Annotated in this window: 19 protein-coding genes; 11 read left to right on the top strand and 8 right to left on the bottom strand. The window is 53.1% G+C overall.

The features are described 5' to 3' along the window. Positions 1-13: 13 nt before the first annotated feature. From pilW to der, 7 genes are all read left to right on the top strand, one after another. The gene (gene pilW / locus ACFFJP_RS11855; protein WP_377244007.1) at positions 14-1444 is read left to right on the top strand and encodes a type IV pilus biogenesis/stability protein PilW; all 1431 of its coding nucleotides are present in this window, start codon (positions 14-16) and stop codon (positions 1442-1444) included. Beyond that, positions 1441-2514 carry a RodZ domain-containing protein gene (locus tag ACFFJP_RS11850; protein ID WP_377244004.1) on the top strand — a complete coding sequence of 358 codons (1074 nt, stop codon included), beginning with the start codon at positions 1441-1443 and terminating at the stop codon, positions 2512-2514. The genes pilW and ACFFJP_RS11850 overlap by 4 nt, the downstream gene beginning before the upstream one ends. A 1-nt stretch (position 2515) precedes the next feature. After that, positions 2516-3628: a flavodoxin-dependent (E)-4-hydroxy-3-methylbut-2-enyl-diphosphate synthase gene (gene ispG / locus ACFFJP_RS11845; protein WP_377244001.1), complete on the top strand. Its 1113-nt coding sequence runs from the start codon at positions 2516-2518 to the stop codon at positions 3626-3628. Positions 3629-3651: 23 nt separating this feature from the next. Further along, entirely contained in the window at positions 3652-4923 is a 1272-nt protein-coding gene (hisS, locus tag ACFFJP_RS11840; protein ID WP_377243998.1) for a histidine--tRNA ligase, read from the top strand. Positions 4924-4934: 11 nt separating this feature from the next. Then, entirely contained in the window at positions 4935-5573 is a 639-nt protein-coding gene (locus tag ACFFJP_RS11835) for a YfgM family protein (protein WP_377243995.1), read from the top strand. A gap of 9 nt (positions 5574-5582) precedes the next feature. Further along, positions 5583-6782, top strand: coding sequence for an outer membrane protein assembly factor BamB (gene bamB / locus ACFFJP_RS11830; RefSeq protein ID WP_377243992.1), 1200 nt, complete (start codon positions 5583-5585; stop codon positions 6780-6782). Between the two features lie 218 nt (positions 6783-7000). Then, positions 7001-8482, top strand: a complete 1482-nt coding sequence (gene der, locus ACFFJP_RS11825; protein WP_208931755.1) for a ribosome biogenesis GTPase Der — start codon at positions 7001-7003, stop codon at positions 8480-8482. Positions 8483-8556: 74 nt separating this feature from the next. On the opposite strand, the gene ACFFJP_RS11820 is transcribed toward der, so the two are convergent. From ACFFJP_RS11820 to ACFFJP_RS11800, 5 genes are all read right to left on the bottom strand, one after another. Further along, on the bottom strand, positions 8557-9855 hold the full coding sequence (locus tag ACFFJP_RS11820) for a HAMP domain-containing sensor histidine kinase (RefSeq protein WP_377243988.1): 1299 nt from the start codon (positions 9853-9855) through the stop codon (positions 8557-8559). Then, the gene (locus tag ACFFJP_RS11815) at positions 9855-10559 is read right to left on the bottom strand and encodes a response regulator (protein ID WP_377243985.1); all 705 of its coding nucleotides are present in this window, start codon (positions 10557-10559) and stop codon (positions 9855-9857) included. The genes ACFFJP_RS11820 and ACFFJP_RS11815 overlap by 1 nt, the downstream gene beginning before the upstream one ends. Before the next feature lies 1 nt (position 10560). Then, positions 10561-10959, bottom strand: coding sequence for a DUF3019 domain-containing protein (locus tag ACFFJP_RS11810; RefSeq protein ID WP_377243982.1), 399 nt, complete (start codon positions 10957-10959; stop codon positions 10561-10563). Beyond that, the gene (locus tag ACFFJP_RS11805) at positions 10949-11758 is read right to left on the bottom strand and encodes a MipA/OmpV family protein (RefSeq protein WP_377243979.1); all 810 of its coding nucleotides are present in this window, start codon (positions 11756-11758) and stop codon (positions 10949-10951) included. Before ACFFJP_RS11805 ends, ACFFJP_RS11810 begins: the two co-directional genes overlap by 11 nt. Positions 11759-11862: 104 nt before the next feature. Further along, on the bottom strand, positions 11863-13914 hold the full coding sequence (locus ACFFJP_RS11800) for a TonB-dependent receptor plug domain-containing protein (protein WP_377243976.1): 2052 nt from the start codon (positions 13912-13914) through the stop codon (positions 11863-11865). 112 nt (positions 13915-14026) lie between these two features. Between ACFFJP_RS11800 and ACFFJP_RS11795 the strand changes: the two genes are divergently transcribed. After that, a complete protein-coding gene (locus ACFFJP_RS11795; protein ID WP_377243973.1) occupies positions 14027-14479 on the top strand; it encodes a hypothetical protein in 453 nt (150 codons plus the stop codon). Here the strand turns inward: ACFFJP_RS11795 and xseA are convergent. Next, on the bottom strand, positions 14476-15828 hold the full coding sequence (xseA, locus tag ACFFJP_RS11790) for an exodeoxyribonuclease VII large subunit (protein ID WP_377243970.1): 1353 nt from the start codon (positions 15826-15828) through the stop codon (positions 14476-14478). The genes ACFFJP_RS11795 and xseA overlap by 4 nt on opposite strands. Positions 15829-15973: 145 nt before the next feature. Between xseA and guaB the strand changes: the two genes are divergently transcribed. Together guaB and guaA are read left to right on the top strand one after the other, a co-directional pair. Beyond that, positions 15974-17443, top strand: coding sequence for an IMP dehydrogenase (gene guaB / locus ACFFJP_RS11785; RefSeq protein ID WP_377243967.1), 1470 nt, complete (start codon positions 15974-15976; stop codon positions 17441-17443). 85 nt (positions 17444-17528) lie between these two features. Then, positions 17529-19106: a glutamine-hydrolyzing GMP synthase gene (guaA, locus tag ACFFJP_RS11780; RefSeq protein WP_377243964.1), complete on the top strand. Its 1578-nt coding sequence runs from the start codon at positions 17529-17531 to the stop codon at positions 19104-19106. Positions 19107-19169: 63 nt separating this feature from the next. Here guaA and ACFFJP_RS11775 read toward each other — a convergent pair whose 3' ends face one another. Beyond that, positions 19170-19388 carry a hypothetical protein gene (locus tag ACFFJP_RS11775; protein WP_377243961.1) on the bottom strand — a complete coding sequence of 73 codons (219 nt, stop codon included), beginning with the start codon at positions 19386-19388 and terminating at the stop codon, positions 19170-19172. A 200-nt stretch (positions 19389-19588) separates the two neighbouring features. Here ACFFJP_RS11775 and tadA point away from each other — a divergent pair, with 200 nt between their 5' ends. Next, a complete protein-coding gene (gene tadA / locus ACFFJP_RS11770) occupies positions 19589-20146 on the top strand; it encodes a tRNA adenosine(34) deaminase TadA (RefSeq protein WP_377243958.1) in 558 nt (185 codons plus the stop codon). 229 nt (positions 20147-20375) lie between these two features. Here the strand turns inward: tadA and mltF are convergent. Further along, the coding region (gene mltF / locus ACFFJP_RS11765; RefSeq protein WP_377243955.1) for a membrane-bound lytic murein transglycosylase MltF at positions 20376-21857 on the bottom strand (1482 nt) is incomplete at its 5' end.

Genomic DNA, 21857 nt, shown 5'->3' with positions numbered 1-21857 from the left:
CAGGCAATCAGTTATGCGTTTGAGTTGGCTTGCTGGCGTTGGGCTTTGCAGTGCGCTGCTATTCGGTTGCGTATCAGAGTCGACTATTGTCGACAGCAAACGGCAGGGTGAACGCCAGACGGATAACAAACAGATTGCCCGGACCCGCCTGTCACTGGGCCTGAATTACCTGCAACGCGGTGAAACGTCTCAAGCCCGTTTTAATCTGGAAAAAGCCCGCGAACTGGCGCCGGATCTGCCGGAAGTGTCCAACGCTATGGCCTATTACTATCAACAGGTTGGCGAGTTTGACCAAGCTGAAGACGCCTACCGTGACGCCCTGCGCAAAGACAATGATAACGCCGATACTTACAATAACTTCGGCGCTTTTCTGTGCCAAATCAATAAGTTCGACGAAGCTGAACAATTACTGCAGGCTGCGGTGAAACGCCCGGGTTACATCCGGGTAGCCGAGAGCTACGAAAATTTGGCTTTTTGTGCGCTAGGCCGCAAAGATTTTGATAAATATCAACAATATCTGGAACAAGCGCTACGCCACAACGGTGCGAAACATTCCATTGTCTACAACTTGTCGGTACTGAATTACGCCAAAGGTGACATGGAAAAAGCCCGGATCTGGCAAAAACGCTTGCAAGAATTAGGGCAAGTGTCGCCACAGGCGACTTTGTTGCGTTATATGATTGCCTACCAGCTCGATGATAAAACCGAACAACAAGCCGCTGAAAAATTTATGTTGTCGGTATACCAGACCAGTCCGGAAACAGCCTGGATGCTGTCAGCGGATTTCAGCGCTTCTGAACCGGAAAAATTGCGCCAGCAATATAAAGCCAGCCTGCTTGGTGTTGATCCGGCAGTATTGGCGGCAACCCCCAATAGCAACCCAAAAATCAAAATTGTTAAACGCAAAACTGGCGTTGAACCAGAATCTCAGGCCTATGGCTTGACCACTGACCGCAGTCTGCCACGAATGGAAACGACAGGTACACAGCCTGCGGCCTCACCAGAGCCAGCGCTGACGCCCCAAGTATTGCCAGCTCCGGCTGAGGCGACGGCAGGTCCCGCAACAGCGCCAAGCAGCGAGCCGTCGACAGATGCCGTGACCTCAGCATCCGTCCAGTCTCAGCCCGGCACACACAAGGTGCTATATGGCGAAACCTTATTTCGCATCGCCAGCAAATACCGACTGAGTGTGTCGGAGTTGCAACGGCTGAATCAGCTGACTGATCCTGGCGACTTGAGGGCCGGTCAGGTGCTGAAGTTATCCGAAGCAGCCGCACTGCCACGTGAATATCAAGTGCAGGATGGCGATACGCTGTTCAGCATCGCTTACAAATTTAATCTGGCGCTGGCACAACTGGCAGCCTGGAATCAGCTTGCGACTGATGCGGCACTTAGCAATGGCCAAACTATTCTGTTGCATGACCCGGTGGAGTCCGCACTATGACGATGTCTACTGCCACCTCCGGACCTGGTGCCATGCTGAAACAACGGCGCGAAACACTTGGCATGAGCCTCGAACAGGCCGCCGCGCACCTGAATCTGAAAGCCGCAGTGATCCATCAGCTTGAATCGCAGCAATGGGACGCCCGGGTAGCGCCGACATTTATTCGGGGCTATTTGCGTCATTATGCCCGTTTACTCAAACTTGATGAGACCGACGTCCTGGCGCAATTTGACCAGTTGCTGAGCGCCATGCCGCAGCCAACGCCGATGCACAGCTTTTCGAAAAAGACCAGCCGGGATGCCGCTGAAAGCCGTTTTATGCTGGCGACATATTTTTTATTAGTATTGTTGATTGGTTTGTTTCTGGTCTGGTTCTGGCAAACGCATATGCTTAATGACCAGCCGGTATCAATGCTGCCAGAACTTGAAACTGCGACTTCGCCTGCAGTGAAAACGCCAGCTGTATCGACAACACCGGTATTGACAGTGGTCGCCGAATCCGACGAAACCAGTGTTGCAACGGCCTCAAATGCAGCTGAAATACCGCAGGCAGCGGTGAATAACGTCGAGATCACAGCGACCGACGCCGCAGGTTCGCTCGCAGTGCCTGCCAGCGCAAATGATACGACGATAGCCGCGCCGACCACACAAGCGGTGACGACAGCGCAGGTGCCTGCCGCCACAGCCGCGACGGACACTCCATTGCCGCCAGCACCAGATGCGGCTGCCGGCACATTGGCAGAGACTGCGGTTACAACTGAAACAGATGCTACTGCACTCGCTGCGACACCATCGGACGTCACCCCCACAGTTCCCGCCGCAAGTGAGTTACAGCTGCAGTTGCAGTTTAGCGCTGAGTGTTGGGTCTCGGTGTTTGACGCCAACGGCAAACGCCTGGCGTATAACATGCAAAACACTGGACAGACGCTGACCTTAACCGGTATCGGACCATTGAAGGTCACACTTGGCGATCCCGCGGCAGTGACAGCCAGTCTCGCTGGCAAACCAATTGATTTATCAGGCTATAAGCAAGGTCAGGTTGCGCGCCTGACATTAACCGGGTCCGAATAAGATGTACGCTGAAAATCCAATTATCCGTCGTGTTTCCAAACAAATTCGTGTCGGCACTGTGCTGATTGGCGGTGATGCGCCTATTGCGGTGCAGTCGATGACTAACACCAGAACTACTGACGTTGATGCCACTGTGGCGCAAATTCGGGCCATCGCAGCAGCCGGAGCCGATTTGGTCCGGGTATCGGTGCCTACGATGGACGCAGCTGAAGCTTTTAAGCTGATTAAACAACAATCGCCGATCCCGCTGGTCGCTGATATCCATTTTGATTACCGCATAGCGTTGCAGGTGGCAGAATACGGCGCTGATTGTTTACGGATTAATCCGGGCAATATCGGTCGGGAAGATCGGATCCGGGCAGTGGTAGATGCTGCTCGTTTTCACAATATTCCAATCCGCATCGGTGTCAACGGCGGTTCGCTGGAAGCGGACATTCAGGAAAAATATGGCGAACCTAACCCGGCCGCGTTAGTCGAATCGGCCATGCGCCACGTGGATATTCTGGATCGGCTGAATTTTGATCAGTTTAAAGTCAGCGTTAAAGCGTCTGACGTGTTTCTGGCCGTCGGCGCATATCGTTTATTGGCCAAACAAATCGAACAGCCATTGCATCTGGGCATTACCGAAGCAGGTGGCGCCCGGGCCGGTGCAGTGAAATCTGCCATCGGTTTGGGCATGTTGCTGGCCGAGGGCATTGGTGACACGCTGCGGATTTCCTTAGCAGCCGATCCGGTGGAAGAAGTTAAGGTTGGTTTTGATATTCTGAAGTCGCTGCGCATTCGCTCCCGTGGCATCAACTTTATTGCCTGCCCAAGTTGTTCGCGGCAGGAATTTGATGTGATCAAGACGATGAACGAGCTGGAACAGCGGCTGGAAGATGTGGTCGACCCACTGACCGTATCTGTGATAGGGTGCGTGGTTAATGGGCCCGGTGAGGCACTGATCTCTGATCTGGGCGTTGCCGGCGCCAGCAAAAAAAGCGGTTTTTATCTCAAAGGCGAGCGGCAAAAACTGCGCATCGACAATGAATCTGTCGCCGAACAGCTGGAGCAGCAGGTCCGTATGTACCTGGCCGCTCAAAAACAGCTGATCGATGTGAAAAACGTAGAATAAAACTAAGCTATTCAGGTATTTAAGTGTCTAAAGAAATTCAAGCTATCCGCGGAATGAACGATTGTCTGCCGCAGGATACCCCGGTGTGGCAATACGTTGAGCAGATGATCCGGCAGACCGTCAACAGTTACGGTTATGACGAGATCCGTTTCCCGATCGTCGAAATGACCGAGCTGTTTAAGCGCTCGATTGGTGAAGTCACCGACATCGTCGAAAAAGAAATGTATACCTTTGCCGATCGAAACGGCGACAGCCTGACACTGCGGCCGGAAGGCACAGCCTGCTGTGTGCGCGCCGGTATTCAGAACGGTTTGTTATATAACCAGGAACAACGGTTGTGGTATATGGGCCCGATGTTCCGCCACGAACGGCCACAAAAAGGCCGCTACCGCCAGTTCCATCAGTTTGGTCTGGAAGTGTTTGGTATGCAGGGCCCGGATATTGACGCCGAGGTGATTCTGGTATCGGCACGACTGTGGCAGCAACTGGGCCTGACACCTTACGTGCGGCTGGAGCTGAACTCGCTTGGTTCGAATGAAGCCCGTGCGGCTTATCGCGATAAGCTGGTGGCTTATCTGGAGCAACATAAAGAGCTGCTGGATGAAGACAGCCAGCGCCGCTTGTACAGCAACCCACTGCGCGTGCTCGACAGCAAAAATCCGGCGATGGCCGACATGCTGGCCGGTGCGCCGCAACTGCTCGATCATCTCGATGAAGATTCAAAACTGCATTTTGCCGGGCTGCAAGCGCGTCTGCAGGCCGCTGGTATTGAATTCACCATCAATCCGCGTTTAGTCCGCGGCCTGGATTATTACAACAAAACCGTGTTTGAGTGGGTGACCACCAATCTGGGTTCACAAGGCACCGTCTGTGCCGGTGGCCGTTATGATGGCCTGGTAGAACAGCTGGGCGGGAAAGCTACGCCGGCGGTGGGTTTTGGCCTTGGGCTGGAACGACTGGTGCTGTTACTGCAAAGCCTGCCGTTATTACCACAAATCAGCAATGCAGCGGATTTTTATCTGATGCCGCTAGGTGACGCCGCGGAACTTGCTGCCGTCTCTGTTGCCGAACAGCTGCGTTTGGCCCTGCCGGGCAAACGTGTCATGTTGCACTGTGGTGGTGGCAATCTGAAGAAACAATTAAAACGTGCGGATAAATCTGGTGCTGCGATCGGTCTGTTGCTTGGCGACAGCGAACTGGCAGCCGGGCAGGTCACTGTCAAATGGTTACGCGCCGATCAACCACAACAAACTGTCCTTATTGCAGATCTGGCCGCAGTACTGGCTCAGGTTTAACGGAGTCCCTGATGGAAATTTACAACACCGAAGAACAACAAATTGAAGCGATTAAGCGCTTTTTCCGCGAACATGGCCTGTCGATGGTGGCTGGTATTGTCATCGGCCTGGGTGGCTTATACGGCTTCCGCTTTTATCAGGCCAAGCAATTAGAAGCGCAGCAGGCTCAGTCAGCGGCCTATGCCGTTCTGGTGGACAAAGCCGCGGCTGAAGGCGCGGATAAAAAAGCCTGGCTGGTCGACGCACAAAAATTCATTGCCGATCACAAAGATTCTAACTACAGCCACCTGACTGCGCTGATGGCGGCCAAAGAAGCGGTAGTATTAAAAGATTATGCTGCAGCTGAGCTGCAATTATCTGCTGTTGCGGCAGCAAGTAAAGTTCCGGAAGTCGTTGCCGTTGCGCAATTACGGCTGGCACGGGTCCAGGCAGAACAAGCCAAATATAAAGAAGCATTAGCCACACTTGCAGCAACAATGCCGGCGGCTTTTGCAGCGCAGCAGAACGAGCTGAAAGGTGATGTCTTGCTGAAGTCTGGTGATGAAACTGCTGCACTGTCTGCTTACAAAGCGGCACAAGCCGTAACTGAAGTCGGCAAAAACCCGTTATTAGATGTCAAATTGAACGAACTGGCCCACGTTGCCGGCTAAGAGGTTGCTGTGAAGTTATCTGTGCGCACCACGCTGGTGCCAGCGCTGCTGGCCTTTGTGCTGGTTGGTTGCTCGTCAAACGATGAAGAAGAACTGGTTTTACCTGAAATCGACAACAAAGTAACGCCGGACTATGTCTGGAGCAGCTCGGTTGGCGATGGTATTGAACATTACGATTCGAAAATTAAACCTGCGGTATTTGGCGACAAGGTATTCGTTGCCAGTCGTGCCGGCGAAATTGTTGCGTTTAATCTGCAAAATGGCGACAAGTTGTGGAGCTACGATTTGCGCAATGGTGACGATGCGCCATTGTTTGGTGGCATCAGTCACTGGTGGAATAACCGAAATGCCAAGCTGGCTGGTGGTGTCGCAGTTGGTTTTGACAAAGTGCTGGTCGGCACTGAAGACGGTGATGTGCTGGCGCTGAATCCGGAAACGGGTGAGAAAGTTTGGCATGTTAAAGTCAAAGGTGAAGTGCTAGCGGCTCCTGTGGCCGGTGAAGGCCTGATCCTGGTGAATACCGGTGGTGGCCGCATTTTTGCGCTGCAGCCAGATACCGGTGAACAGCGCTGGATGCATGAAACCGAAAACGCCTTACTGACTCTGCGCGGCATTTCGTCAGTTGCCACTGCTGCAGGCGGTGTGGTTTACGGCAGCGGTAACGGTAAAGTAGGTGTGTTGATCTCCGAACAAGGTGCGCCGGCCTGGGAAGAAGCAGTGGCTGTTGCGAAAGGCTCAACTGACCTGGCGCGGATTATCGACGTGGATGCGACACCGATAGTGCAAAATGGTACAATCTACGCCATTGCCTATAACGGTCAGCTTGTCGCGATGGAATTGCGTAGTGGCCGGGTGCTGTGGAAACGCGATTACGCCAGTTTCCTCGATATGCAGATTGTCGATAATATCATTTATCTGGTTGATTCAACTGGTAAATTGTATGCAGTAGATACCCGCAATGGCCTGGAGATCTGGTCGCAGCAGACCTTGCATAAGCATTTTGTCACAGGTCCGGCGGTGTATAAGAATTATCTGGTCGTCGGTGATAACGAGGGCAATCTGCACTGGTTCAGCCGCGACAAAGGCGAATATCTGGCGCGGCATGAGTTTGACAGTTCAGGTTTTTACACCGAAGCTGTCAGCACATCGGATTATTTAATCCTGCAGACACGCAACGGCGAAATCGACGTATTGCGCACTGCTGACTAAAGGCTGCCCAGCGAGTTTCTCCAAAGCAGGCCTGTTCGCAGGCCTGTTTTTTTTATGTACAGGATGTACAGGAAGGATGGTCCGTTGCTTTTGCAACAGCCGTCATCGGCAGGCTCAGCAGGAGCTTGCCACGAATAAAGTCCATCGTCAGTGCTGACGATGATTTGATTGCAGAAGCTGACTCCAACAGGTGCGTGTCAGCTCAGTTGAGGTGAAACATGTTACCGGTAGTTGCTCTGGTTGGCCGTCCCAATGTCGGAAAATCCACGTTATTTAACCGCCTGACCCGCACGCGCGATGCGTTGGTCGCCGATTTTCCGGGCCTGACCCGCGACCGCAAATATGGCTCTGTCGATTATGAAGGCCTGGAATTTATCGTGGTAGATACCGGCGGTATCGACGGCAGCGAAGAAGGCATTGAGCTGGAAATGGCCGAGCAGTCATTAAAAGCCATCGATGAAGCCGACGTCGTGCTGTTTCTGGTTGATGCCCGCGCCGGTGCAACAGTTGCCGATGAAGCTATCGCTAATCACATCCGTCGCGTCAACAAAACCGTGTTTCTGGTCGCCAATAAAACTGATGGTCTGGATGCTGATACGGCGATTGCTGATTTCTATAGTTTAGGCATCGGCGAAGTCTACCCGATTGCTGCCGCGCATGGCCGCGGCGTCACATCATTATTACAGCAGGCGTTAGTGCCGCTGCTGACTGAACAACAAGCGCAGCGTCTGGCGGCTTTTGAGGCTGGTGAAGATCTTAAAGCTATTGATCCGGAAGATGATCAGGAGCAACGCGACAAACATATCAAACTGGCGATTATAGGCCGCCCGAACGTCGGCAAATCTACGCTGACTAACCGGATCCTCGGTGAAGAACGGGTCATCGTTTATGACATGCCGGGCACCACCCGTGATGCGATTTATATTCCGATGCAACGCGGTGATCGTGAATACACGCTGATCGATACCGCCGGTGTACGTCGCCGGGGCCGTATCGATGATGTGGTGGAAAAGTTTTCGGTGATCAAGACGTTACAGGCAATTGAAGATGCCAACGTCGTGATCCTGGTGTTAGATGCACGCTTAGGTATTTCCGAGCAGGATTTAAGTATTCTCGGTTTCGTGCTCAATGCCGGCCGCTCTATGGTCATTGCGGTGAACAAGTGGGACGGTCTGGATGACGGTGTTAAAGATGAAGTGAAACGTGAGCTGGATCGCCGGCTGGGTTTTATCGATTTCGCCCGCCTGCATTTTATTTCAGCGCTGCACGGCTCTGGTGTTGGTAATCTGTTTGAATCGGTTGAAGAAGCGTTTGATTCGGCGACGCGTCGGGTGAATACCGCTTTACTGACCAAAATCATGAATATGGCGCAGGAAGATCACCAGCCACCATTGGTGAAAGGCCGTCGCGTTAAACTGAAATACGCACACGCCGGTGGCTACAACCCGCCGCTGATCGTGATCCACGGCACCCAGGTGGAAGACTTACCAGATTCGTATAAACGTTATCTGATGAACTATTTCCGCAAATCGCTGCAGTTAATGGGCACACCGGTCCGGGTCGAATTCCGTGGCACCGAAAACCCGTATGCTGAGAAGCGCAATACACTGACACCAAATCAGCAGTACAAACGTGATCGACTGATCAAAGCGAAAGCCAATCTGGCGAACAAGAAAAAAATCGGCCACAACCAAGGCTGAGTTTGGCGTCAATGCCACATTCGCATAGTGTTGTGAGTGGTGATGAGGTCAACAATTTAACCACAAAGCCGGCATCAAGCCGGCTTTGTGTTTTGTAGCGGCAGGCAAATCAAAAAGCTGGCGCCTGCTGGTGCTGTGGTTTCCAGGTGGATCCGGGCCTGATGCCAGTCCAGCACTTTACGCACAATCGCGAGGCCGAGCCCGAATTGTGGCGCGATACTCGACTGTGTCTCCAGCCGGACAAAAGGCAAAAAGATCCGCTCAGCATCGGCAGGTGCAATGCCAGCGCCATCATCACTGATGCGGATGTATACCTGCTGGTCTTGTTGCCAGATCCCCAGTTGTACCTGACTCTGCGCATGACGACAGGCATTTTGCAGCAGATTCAGCAGCACCCGGTACAACCAGTGTGGATGGCCACAAATGCTCGGTAAGTCAGCCGAACAGACGAATTGCAGTTGCAATTGTCTGGCGGCGGCCAGCGGTTCACAGCTATGCATGGCTTGCTGGCAAGTCTGCTGCAGGTCGACCTGACTGAGTTGCCAATGCTGATGTTGCCGGTTCAGACTGGCGTATTCGAGAAAGGCGTTGACCATCGCTTCCATCCGGTCTAAATCCTGTTCCAGCCGCTGCAGATACTGATCTTTACGCAGTGGATCCGGTTCTTCCAACGCGGCATCCAGACCAAAACGGAAACAGGCAATCGGCGTGCGCAGGTCATGCGATAAGCTGGACGCCAATAACTGGTTGTCGGCCAGCAGTTGTTCAATCTGTTGCGCCATCTGGTTAAAGCTTTGTTCCAGTGCACTGATGTATGACCAGCGACTGGGTGGCAACCGCGCTTGTAAATCACCGTCTCCGAAACGGCCAGCGGTCTGGCTCAGCAACCAAAGCCGGCGCGCCAGCGGTGCCAGCCATAGCAGCATGATCAGGCTAAGCCCGCCGTATAATGCTAACGTCAGCCATAAATCGCCCGGTTGATGGCCGGTTGCTTGTGGCAGTTGCAACTGTAGTAGCCATTGTGGATGACTTGGTAATGCTTTGAGATAAGACATGCCGTCAGTGCCGGCCAGCGCCAGGCCGCCGGTAGCATGTAGTTGACCTTCCAGTTCCGGTGGCAATGCCAGGCTGTCGCGTGACAAGAGATGTAATGCTAATTGCCAATGTTGCTGTTGTGCCGTGATAAAAGCACTGAGTTGTGCCGGTTGCTGCTGGTCGGCCTGCTGGCTGATGGTATCAAGCACTGTAGTATACAACTGTAACTGGTCAGGTGCGGGCTGGCTGTCGTCATTGGCCAGTTGGTCGAGGACGGCACCGAGCATAAACAGTGCACAAATTGCCGACAGCAACAGGCTCAGTGACAGTTTAAACATCAGATCGTCCAGTGCTCGGTGACAAACAGATAGCCCTGACCCCATACCGTTTTAATGCGTTTGGGTTCTTTGGCATCATCGCCGAGTTTTTTCCGCAGCACCGACACCATCACATCAAAACGCCGGTCCAGACCGTCGTGTTCACGACCCTTTAACGCCTGAAACACCTGATCGCGACTGCAGACCTGACCGGCCCGGCTGGCCAGATACCACAACAAGGCAAACTCGGCGCTGGTCAGCACAATATCGGTCTCGCCGAGCAAAACCCGGCGTGAACTGGCACAAATCGTCAGACTGCCAAACACCAGCTGCTGACTGGGCGTCGCATCTGCGCTCTGACGCAGCGCCGCCTGAATGCGCGCTAGCAAGATCCGCGGCCGCACTGGCTTTACAAGATAATCGGTCGCGCCAACGCCAAGCCCAATCACTTCGTCGACCTCTTCGCCCTGAGCAGTCAGCATCAGCACTGGCACTGCATAGTCGCGGCGGATCTGCCGGCAGACGTCGAGCCCGTTCAGACCGGGCAACATCAGATCTAACAGAATTAAGTCAACATGCTGGCGCCTTAACAGCGGCAGCACCGTATCGCCACGCTGTTCCAGCAATACCTGATAACCTTTTTGCTGTAAAAACTCCTGCACCCAGCTGGCGAGCGACAGGTCGTCTTCGACAAGTAAAATGGTGCCATAGGCCGCGTTTGTCATGTCAGAATAATCTCCAATGGCGTTTCACCCGTGGGTTCTTTTGCACCCAATTGACGCTGATGGTCGCCTGCGCCTGGATGCCGTCCGGGCTGACCAGCTGCAGCTGCTGGCCGTCATATTCGGCGAATTCATAACGCCATTGGCCTTCCCGACCGGTGGGCCAACAATATAATTTTTGTGTGCCGGCCTGCAGGCATAAGTCCTGCGGTGTGGCGCTCTGCCAGCGCACATGGACTGTGGCATAACACAGGCGCCCCTGTTGCAGCGCCACGCAGGTGGCTGGGGTCAATGCCAGTTTGATGCCGCCGGTTGCCTCAGCAACAGCGGCCACCGGGCTGCTCAGCAAAGCGCAGCACAGCAGGGTGAACAGAGTAGGGCGATACCGTTGGTCAGAACACATAACGGAATTTCACCAGACTGCGGAACTCGCTGTTCCGGGTGACCAGCGGACTGCCTGTATAAGCACTGCTGAAGCCATTCACGGCAAGGCCAAGTTCAAGTAGCCAGTCGGTGCTGAGCGGATACAAAGCACTGACGCCCAGATGTAGCTGCTGACCGGCGCCGGCGCTGTATGTGGGCCGTCCGCTCTGACTCTCTGCGGCACTGACGCCGTAATAATAATTCACCAGTCTCGCCGCCGAAAATGACACACCGACGTTGTAATATAAATCCCAGTTACGTAGCGGCTGGCGATAGCTGTACAACAACCGCAGTTGCTGGCTGTAATGCGACTCAATGTCCTGCCCAATTTCTACTGCCATATAATGCTGTTGCCAGAAGCGCTGATAGCGCAGGCCGAGCAGAAAATCGGAATCACGCAGCTGTAAACCATCCAGCTCAGGCAAATGCGCCCGGCCAGTGCCCGTATTCAGATCAGGTCCGATGGCATCATGATAATTGGTGCCAATGAGCGATAGGGCACTGTCTTCCTGTTGCTGCAAATGATAACCCAGCAGTCCACTGCCATAACGCAGTACATTACGGCGGTCATCTGATTCGATAAAAAAGTTGCGGTATTGCAGATCGGCCGACAAGTTCAGCAGCAGTTTATCATTCACCGTCCGGTCCAGCGGGCCAACCAGCGCGCGCTGGAAGCCGGTGCCTACCGCCAGGTAACCGGTAAACTCCAGTTCATCCCAGCTGGCGTCACAGCGAGTACTACTCAATATCAGGAAAAAAAGGCACCACCAGGGTCGCATGCTTTGCTCCACATAAAAACGGCCCCATGATAACCGCTGGAGCCGCAAATGGAATGTTTAAAAAGTGTAAGCAGGTGTCGCCCCGTCAGGAATGAGTGCAGGCGTCAGAACTGCACTTTGAGGCCCACCGACGGGAACAAACCAAGATTTTCCTCCGCCTCAATGTGATACTCAGGCATTTCGCCGGCTTTACCTTTTTGCAGGAAGTAACCTGATACATTTTTCCGGTTTAACACGTTCAGAATAGCGTAGGTATAAGTGACTGGCAGGCCAAATAAAGTGCTTTGTTGTTCAGCCTGTAAGTCCAACCGATGATATACCGGCAACGTTGCTGAATTCAGTTCGCCATATACTGCCACACGGTAATCCGGGTAATAAGGATTCGGTTTATTACCAATGATCGGCGTATATTTGGCACCGGAGCGTACCGTCAGACGGGCGCTGAAGTCCCATTTTTCATCGTAGGGATAAGCTACGACCACGTTCGCCACCAGCGGCGTGTCCAGATAATACTCAGAAGTCAGGTTTCGGCGTAGATCAGTGCGCTCGGCTTTCGACCAGCTCAGCGACGCCCAGCCATACCAGTCGCCGGAACTGCGTTGTTTTTTCAGCAGTAATTCTGTGCCATAGGCCTGCCCCTCACTGTCGTTGCTGTAATGCAGCGCCTGGTCGGCGTCTTTGTCAGTCAGACCGAGTGGCAGCTTTTGCAGTTTTTTCAAATAAAGTTCAGTACTGAAATTCCAGTTGTCGGCAAACTGCCAGTCCTGTCCCAGCACATAATGGGTCGCGGTTGGTTGTTTCAGCTGACGATTACCCAGCAGCGGCAGGCTTTTTTCTAGATCGGCCAGCCGGCTGTAGCGTCCGGCCCGGACAAACCAGCGCTGCTGTGGTGTCAGCTGCAGACTTAGTTCTGCGCGCGGTTGCAGAAAGCTTTCATCGGTATAGTCCTGCTGGTCGTAACGCAGACCGACTGACGAACTCAGGTACTGATTCCAAATCCAATGATGCTGCAAGAAGGCACTGTCGGTGTTGTAATGCAGTTGGTCTTTGGCTTTGATCCGATCGCCGCGCTGAGCAAAGCAATCGGCCTGATGGTCGGTGCAATAATAAGGGATCACATCAAAACGATAGTCTGCATCACGCTGACTGCGTTCGACACCGGCTTCCAGTCGCTGTGCTGCTGTCAGCTGCCAGCGTGACTGCAATTGCAAAAACTGTTGCTCATCTTCGTAGCTGACAAACTGGTCACCGCCATATTGATTGTCTTCGCTGTTGCTGCTGTGCTGATACCGCAACTGCAACTGATGTCCGACCGGATGCTGGTATTGATAACTCAGTTGCTGGTTGGCAAAAGCGCTATCAATCCGCACATCTCCTACCGATTCCGGATCGGTACGACCTTGCTCTGAGGCTTTACTGATATTGGCCCGCGCACTGTCGCTGGCGCCGGTTAGTGTCAGGGTCAGTTTTTGCTCCGGAGATAGCTGAAACAGATAACGCGCCTGATAGTCGTTGCTTTTTGGCGGCTGGTAAATTTTGACGCCATCATCCAGTTCATCACCGGATTTGATAAACAATTGGACTGTGCTTTGTCGAGCCGCCAGATAAAACGCTTGGTCGTCAGTGACAGCGCCCTCAACCAAAGCACTCATTTGCAACAGACTCAGCTCCGCTTCACCACCAATGTCCTGCTGTTTCGGGTCGCGTAAGGTTGCCGAAAACACACCGCCGGTGGCATTACCGTATTGCGCGCCGAAACCACCACTGTCGAGGTGAAAGTCATGCAGCAGCGCTTCGTTAAACACGCTGTTGCCGAACATATGAAACAAATAACCAGCCGGCAAGCCATCAATTAAAAACGCATTGTCGTCGGGACTGGAACCCCGTACCGCCGGCATGCCACCAAAATCGCCACCGGCGTATACCACGCCTGGCAAGCTGAATACGGCCGCCAGTGGGTCATTCATAATGCCAGCCACTTTCAACAGCTGCTCGGTTTCGTCATTGGTCTGACTGGCTGCGGGCAGGGCACTGCCATTGACCTGAATGCGTTCAATGGGTGATGCCGGGTCCGGTTTAGCGGTTTCAGCAGCGCTTAGCAGTAAAGGGCTGCAGAGGCCCAGACACAGAGTCAGTCGGGAGAAGGCAAATCGCATGATACACTCGCTTGATATAGACACAGATGGCAGGCAGTTTGCCAAAGCGTGGCGCGGATAACTGTCGGCCAATTGCTGTACATCTGTAAGAAAGTGTCAGGGAGTTGCAGTGATGTCAGACAAATTTCAGCAGGCGCTGGCGCTGCTTGCCCCGTTGGCAACGTTACCGGATTGGGGTATCGGTGGCAGTTTGTTATTGGTTGAACGCCAACTGCAGGAAGACTTTCGCGATATTGATTTAGTCTGCAGCGAAGCCATTGCACCTGAGTTGGCGGCGCGTCTGCAGCAGTTCAGCACTGAGTTGCCGGTGGCGGCGCATCCGCAATATTGCAGCCGGTTTTTCCGCCGGTATCGGCATCACTCTGGCCTGGTGATTGAGGTGATGGCGGGTATTCAGGTCCGGCAAGCCGGCGCGATGCGGCAATGGCTATTTGCGCCGAACCGCTGTGAACAGCGCCATGATTTACCCTGGATGGCACTTACCGACTGGCTGGAGTTATATCAGTTGTTTGAGCGGCCAGAAAAAGTCGCGTTGATCCGCACAGCGCTGGCGTCAGTGCGCTAGGTTGCCTTTACCTGTTTTACTTCAGTCAGCACAGCGCCATCGGCAAAGCGCACCGTCAGTGTGTCGCCGCTTTTCAGCTGCTGCACCGATTTAACCAAAGTATTCTCTGCAGTGAAACTTAAGCTGTACCCGCGATTGAGTGTGGCCAGCGGGCTGACCTGATGCAATAAAGCGCTATGTTGCTGCCACTGCTGCGTCAACGTCTGCAGTTGTTGTTGCATCGCGCGTTGCAGCCGTTCATGCAGCATCGTGGTGTGTTGCTGCAGCACTGCTGTGCGTGGTGCATGCTGCAATAACCGTTGCCGTTGCTGCTCAAGCCCGCGCTCTTTGCGCTCTAGTTGTTGCTGGCCGGCACGTTGCAGCCGCAACTGTAATTCATCGAGGCGTTGTTGCTGCTGCTCCAGCCGCCGTTTCGGATGCAGCAGCTGTAACTTGCTGTGTTGCTGTAAAAACCACTGGGCCTGTTGGCCCAGTTGCAGACGGATCCCACGCTGCAAGCGCTGTTGCAGCTGGATCAGCTGCGTCAGCTGATGTTGTTGATCGGGAGACACCAGTTCGGCCGCAGCAGAAGGCGTTGCTGCCCGCACATCCGCGACAAAATCCGCGATGGTAAAATCGATTTCGTGGCCAACGGCGCTGACAATCGGCAGCGGACAGTGGGCGATTTGACGGGCCAGTTGCTCATCGTTAAAACAATACAAATCTTCCAGTGAACCGCCGCCACGGCCAATGATCAGCACATCGACTTCATTGCGCCGGATCGCATGCGCCAGCGCAGCCTGTAAATCCTGCGCGGCCTGAGCGCCTTGTACTAAAGCCGGATAGAGAATGACTTCCAACGCCGGCGCGCGCCGCGCCAATACCGTCAGGATATCGCGCACTGCGGCGCCGGTCGGCGAGGTGATCACGCCAATCCGCTGCACTTGTGATGGCAGCGGTTTCTTCCGTTCTGGCGCAAATAAGCCTTCTGCGGTCAGCTTGGCTTTAAGCATTTCGTATTGCTGACGCAGCAAGCCATCGCCGGCGGGTTCGATAAAATCGACCAGCAACTGATACTCACCCCGCGGTTCATACACACTGATGCGGGCGCGGATCAGCACTTGCTGACCGTTGCGCGGCACAAAAGCGGCATTGCGATTTGCCTGCTTAAACATCGCCACTTTAACCTGCGCTGCTGCGTCTTTGAGCGAGAAATACCAATGACCGGAACTGGCGGCAACAAAATTTGAGATCTCACCACAGAGCCAAAGCTGGCGGAATTGCAGCTCTAATGTCAGGCGAACTTCGGCATTTAGCCGCGAAACCGTATAGATCTCCGGGTTTGTGCTGGGATTTTGCGTGTGATTCATAGCAGGCAGGCATAACAAGTGATCTGGCTAAACTAGCACAAATACAGTCACAAAAACAAAAAATGCGTTGTTTGAAACGCGCTTTGCGGATAAAATTGCGCCGCAACATTCCCCGATTTTTAACCACCACAGCGAGATTGTTGCAATGCTCAGGATAGTCAAAGAAGCCCTTACATTTGACGACGTGTTACTTGTACCGGCGCACTCCACCGTACTACCTCATACCGCAGATCTGCGGACTCAACTGACCAGCAAAATCAGCCTGAATATCCCGATGGTTTCCGCGTCAATGGACACCGTTACTGAAGCTCGCCTGGCCATCGCGCTGGCGCAGGAAGGTGGTTTAGGATTTATCCACAAGAACATGACCATTGAAGAACAGGCCGCCAACGTTCGTAAAGTAAAAAAATACGAAAGTGGTGTGGTGTCTGATCCGGTCACTGTGCGTGCTGAACAAACCGTGCGTGACGTGCAGCTGCTGTCGCAACAACATGGTTTCTCTGGCTTCCCGGTAGTCGATGCTGAGGGCAATCTGCTCGGTATCGTCACCGGCCGTGACTTAAACGTCGAAACCAACCCACAAGCGCCAATTTCTTCAGTAATGACACCGCGTGAACGCCTGGTCACTGTGCATGAAGATTCTCCGCGTCAGAACGCGTTAGCGCTGATGCACAAACACCGCATCGAAAAAGTCTTAGTGGTTGATAACGCCTTTAAACTCAAAGGCTTAATCACAGTGCGTGATTACTATAAAGCCGCCAGCAAACCAAACGCCTGTAAAGACGAATTTGGCCGGTTACGTGTCGGTGCCGCTGTCGGCGTAGGTCCAGGTACTGATGAGCGCATCGCCGCATTAGTGGAAGCTGGTGTCGATATTCTGCTGATTGATACCTCACACGGTCACTCGCAGGGCGTGATGGACCGGGTGAAACAAACCCGTGCTATGTACCCGGATTTGCAGATTGTCGCCGGTAACGTGGCCACAGCTGAAGGTGCGAAAGCGCTGGCCGAAGCCGGTGCCAATGCGGTGAAAGTGGGTATTGGCCCTGGTTCTATCTGTACCACCCGTATTGTTACTGGTTGTGGCGTACCACAAATTACCGCCATTGCCGACGCAGTGGAAGGTGTTAAAGGCATGGACGTTTGTATCATCGCTGACGGCGGTATCCGTTTCTCCGGTGATGTGTCAAAAGCGTTGGTAGCCGGTGCGCATTGTGTGATGGTCGGTTCGATGTTTGCTGGTACCGAAGAAGCACCGGGTGACGTGGAACTGTATCAGGGCCGTTATTACAAATCTTACCGCGGTATGGGCTCTCTGGGTGCCATGGCACAGCGCAACGGTTCATCAGACCGTTACTTCCAGGGTAGCAACAGCGCGGAAAAACTGGTGCCGGAAGGCATTGAAGGCCGTGTGGCTTACAAAGGCCCGATTGAAAACATCATTCACCAGCAAATGGGCGGCCTGCGCTCATCGATGGGTCTGACCGGCTGTGCCAACATTGGCGAGCTGCGCACTAAGCCAGTGTTTGTCAAAGTGACTGCCGCCGGCATGGGTGAATCGCATGTCCACGACGTGCAGATCACCAAAGAAGCACCAAACTACCGCGTCAGTTAAAAAATTCCAGCGCCGGCCTCAGACCTCCTGACGCCGGCGCTGTATTTTCCGGGCCAGCATGGCCCCGTACCTTAAAAAGGTTGATATGAGCAAAAATATTCATTTCCATAAAATCCTGATCCTCGATTTCGGTTCGCAATACACTCAACTGATCGCGCGTCGCGTCCGCGAAATTGGTGTTTATTGTGAACTCTGGGCCTGGGACGTCACGGCCGAACAAATCGCTGAATTTAATCCAACCGGTATTATCCTGTCCGGCGGCCCGGAAAGTGTGACTGAAGCCGGTTCCCCACGTGCACCGCAATATGTATTTGAAGCGAATGTACCGGTGCTGGGCGTGTGTTATGGCATGCAGACGATGGCCGAACAGCTGGGTGGTAAAGTTGCCAGCTCTGACAAACGTGAATTTGGTTATGCCCAGGTTGAAGTGGTCAGCCCAAGCGCGTTGTTTAACGGCATCGAAGATCACCTGAATGAACAAGGTCATGGTTTACTCGACGTCTGGATGAGCCATGGCGACAAGGTCGTTGCGATCCCGGAAGGTTTTGTCACGACCGCGCTGACGCCAACTTGCCCGCATGCGGCGATGGCGAACGAAGCTAAACAATTCTACGGCGTGCAGTTCCACCCGGAAGTGACGCATACCCGTCAGGGGCTGCGCATGCTGGAGCAGTTTGTCGTCGATATCTGTGGCTGTGAAAAGCTATGGACACCAGCGTCGATCATCGATGACGCTATCGTCAATTTGAAAAAACAAATCGGCGATGATCAGGTGATTTTAGGCCTGTCCGGCGGCGTCGATTCGTCGGTTGTGGCGATGTTGCTGCACCGCGCCATCGGGAAGAACCTGACTTGTGTGTTTGTTGATAACGGTCTGCTGCGCTTAAACGAAGGCGCACAGGTGATGGAAATGTTCGGCGACCACTTCGGTCTGAACATTATCCATGTCAAAGCCGAACAACGCTTCCTCGATGCGTTGCAAGGTGAAGCCGAGCCTGAAGCCAAACGCAAAATCATTGGCCGGGTGTTCGTTGAAGTGTTCGACGAAGAAGCGAAAAAACTGCAAAACGCCAAGTGGCTGGCACAAGGCACTATTTATCCGGACGTGATTGAATCTGCCGCCTCGAAAACCGGCAAAGCCCATGTGATCAAATCGCACCATAATGTCGGCGGTTTGCCGGCGGATATGAAGATGGGATTGGTCGAGCCGCTGCGTGAGCTGTTTAAAGACGAAGTGCGCAAAGTCGGTCTGGCGCTCGGTCTGCCATACGACATGCTGTACCGCCACCCGTTCCCGGGACCAGGTTTGGGCGTGCGTGTCCTCGGTGAAGTGAAAAAAGAATATTGCGACATTCTGCGTCGTGCTGATGCGATTTTCATCGAAGAGCTGCGTAACAGCGGTTGGTACGACCAGGTTAGTCAGGCTTTCGTGGTGTTCCTGCCGGTGAAATCAGTCGGTGTGATGGGCGATGGCCGTAAGTACGACTGGGTTGTCAGCTTACGTGCGGTACAAACCATCGACTTTATGACCGCGCACTGGGCGCATCTGCCATACGAACTGCTGGGCCATGTGTCGAACCGTATCATCAATGAAATCAACGGCATCAGCCGTGTGGTTTATGATGTGTCAGGTAAACCACCAGCGACGATTGAGTGGGAATAGTCCTTCTCGTTTACAACAAAAACAGCAGCCCCGGCTGCTGTTTTTGTTTCCGTATCAGACCGGTTATAACCGGTTGATTTGGTCTTTTAATGTATAGGATTTGTCGGTAACGATGGCTTCTAAGGTGGCTACCCGCTGCTTTAACTGCTCGAGCTGCGCCCGCACATCGTCGGTATTCTGGTTGGCGGTAGCCAGTTTTACTTTGGTCTTGGTGTGCTGTTCATAAAAGGCATAAGCAAATGCGCCAACAACCGCGATAAAACCAATATCAAATACACCCATCTGAATTCCCCTCTGATTTTTTGACTGAACAGAAGTCGTCTGGCAACTGTTATGCCATAAATTTTTCACTTATAAAACAACGAACTTGTTACAGCATGCAACTGTGAATAGTTTATTTTCGCCAATTTCTGGTGATTTTCACCGCTGCAGCTGGCGCTTGCCATGATAAAATCGGTCGCGATGATGACAGGAGAACCTTCGTGAACAGCAGCGATACCGATCAGCACTGGATGTTATATGCGATGCAATTGGCTGCCAAAGCCGAAGCCGCCGGTGAAGTGCCGGTCGGCGCAGTGCTGGTTAAAGATGGTCAGGTGATGGGTGAGGGGTGGAATTTATCGATTTGCCGGCATGATCCGACCGCGCACGCGGAAATGCAGGCGATTCGACAGGCAGGTCTGGTGCTGAAAAACTACCGGATGCTGGATTGTACTTTGTATGTGACGTTGGAGCCTTGTGCCATGTGCGCCGGCGCTTTAGTTCACAGTAGAGTGCAGCGGTTGGTGTTTGGGGCGACCGATTTAAAAGCCGGTGCCTGTGGTTCGGTGTTTGATATTGTGCGTCATCCGCAACTGAACCATCAGTTGGAGGTGTGCGGCGGGGTGCTGGCTGAAGACTGTGCCCGGCAATTGTCAGATTTTTTTAAGAAACGCCGCGCTGAGCAAAAAGCGCTGAAATTGCAGAAAAATGCCGAACAAACAGAGATGACTCAGCCGCAGATCTCAGCGACTGCAGACACAGGGGATGCCGCGAGCTGATTATATTCACGCTGGCGGCGAAACAGTTTTAACACCGACATATTGCGTTTGACCCGACGTCGACTGGCGCCTACATCCATCAACCGGCGCTTGCGCAACATTTTTGGTCTTTTTCTTCTTAACATATCCACTTCCTTCTACTGAATGCCGCCACTATAGGGGAAATAGTCCCGCATCTTCAAGCACACTGCAGCAAGCGCTGCCTTGTAACAGAAACGATTCGAGTCATTCAGTTGCGTTTTGGTTCAGATTTTTTGTCTTTGCTATCAGATTTCAGCGCAGGTTTTTGTGCTGTCGCGGTTTTAGCCGTTTTTGATGCTGTCGCTGCAGCCGTCGGTTTACCTTGTTTTTGCACCGTTGGTTTTTGTGTTGCCAGTTCTGCTTGTTTGCGTTCATCAACCCACAACAAAGTGTCGTAATAACGGCGAATATTTTCCACGTAATACACCGCCATATCGCCACGCGCATAACCAGTGCGGGTCTGCCTGTAATATTTGCGCTGGCGCAACAGCGGCAACCGCTGTTTCACTTCGGCCCAGTTATCGGCATTGGCGCCATCTTTTTCTGTCAGCAAACGCGCGCTTTCAACATGGCTTAAACCCAGATTGTAAGCGGCTAACGCAAACCAGAGCCGGTCTGGCATCGGGATCCGTTCGGGTAAGCGGTCCAGCATCCGCTGCAGATAACGGCTGCCGCCTCTGATACTTTGTGATGCATCGACGCGGCTCGATACTTTCATCAGATTTGCAGTATCGACGGTCAGCATCATCATGCCGACGACACCTTGCGGGCTACGCGCTTTCGGATCCCAGCGTGATTCCTGATACGCCAGTGCGGCCAGCAGACGCCAGTCCAGTGGGCCGGCATGTTGCTCAAACATGTTTTTGTAACGTGGCAGGGTTCTGTCGATCGCTTCGATATAATCCAGCGTGTCGGCATAATTAAAACGCCGCACGTGACCAAAGTATTTATCTTCAAGCGTCAGCAAATCCGCGCCTTCGTAACTGCGGCCAAAAAACTCAATCAGCACTGAGTAGAGCGAATCATCATTATTTTTCGGCAGCAGCCAGGCAACCGGTTGCTGGCGTTTTAAAGTCAAAGCCACGCCAAGATTGGGGTAAAAACGCTGATTAATCGCCAGCATGTGCGAATCCGCCAGGGTATAGGCGATTTTACCTTCGGCGACTTTTTGCAGCAGTTCGGTTGGGTCGTCGGTGTCGTTTAATTCAATTTGCAGCTGCGGCTCAGATGTTTTTAATGCCAGCAATGTTTCGGCCTGGCTGGAGCCTTTTAACACCACGATAGGACCAGACAGATCCTGCAGTGTTTTGGGCCGGCGGGTTTGCTGGCCAAACACCAGCACTTCGTCAGCCAGCTGATAAGCCGGCGCCAGTCGGTATTTTTGTTGTAAGGCTTCGGAGATAGTCGAACCACTGGCGATTAAATCAATATCGCCATTACTGAGTTTCACTAACAGCTCATCGATAAAAAAAGCGCTGACCAGTTCAAGTTTGACGCCCAGTTTATCTGCCAAGGCCTGCGCCAGCTCATATTCATAACCGGTGGCGCCGTCCGGGCCGACAAAGTAACTGGTAGGACCATTTAAGATGCCAACTCGAATGCTATCTCTTTGATAAATCTGATGTAAATGCATAGGTGCCGGCGCCGGGCTACAGCCGGTCAGCAGGACAATCCACAGCAATACAGACAG

The sequence above is a fragment of the Rheinheimera tilapiae genome (genome assembly GCF_042432165.1).
GTDB lineage: Bacteria > Pseudomonadota > Gammaproteobacteria > Enterobacterales > Alteromonadaceae > Pararheinheimera > Pararheinheimera tilapiae.
Note: the sequence above shows the minus strand (reverse complement) of the source record. Positions and strands in the feature narration are given on the sequence as shown.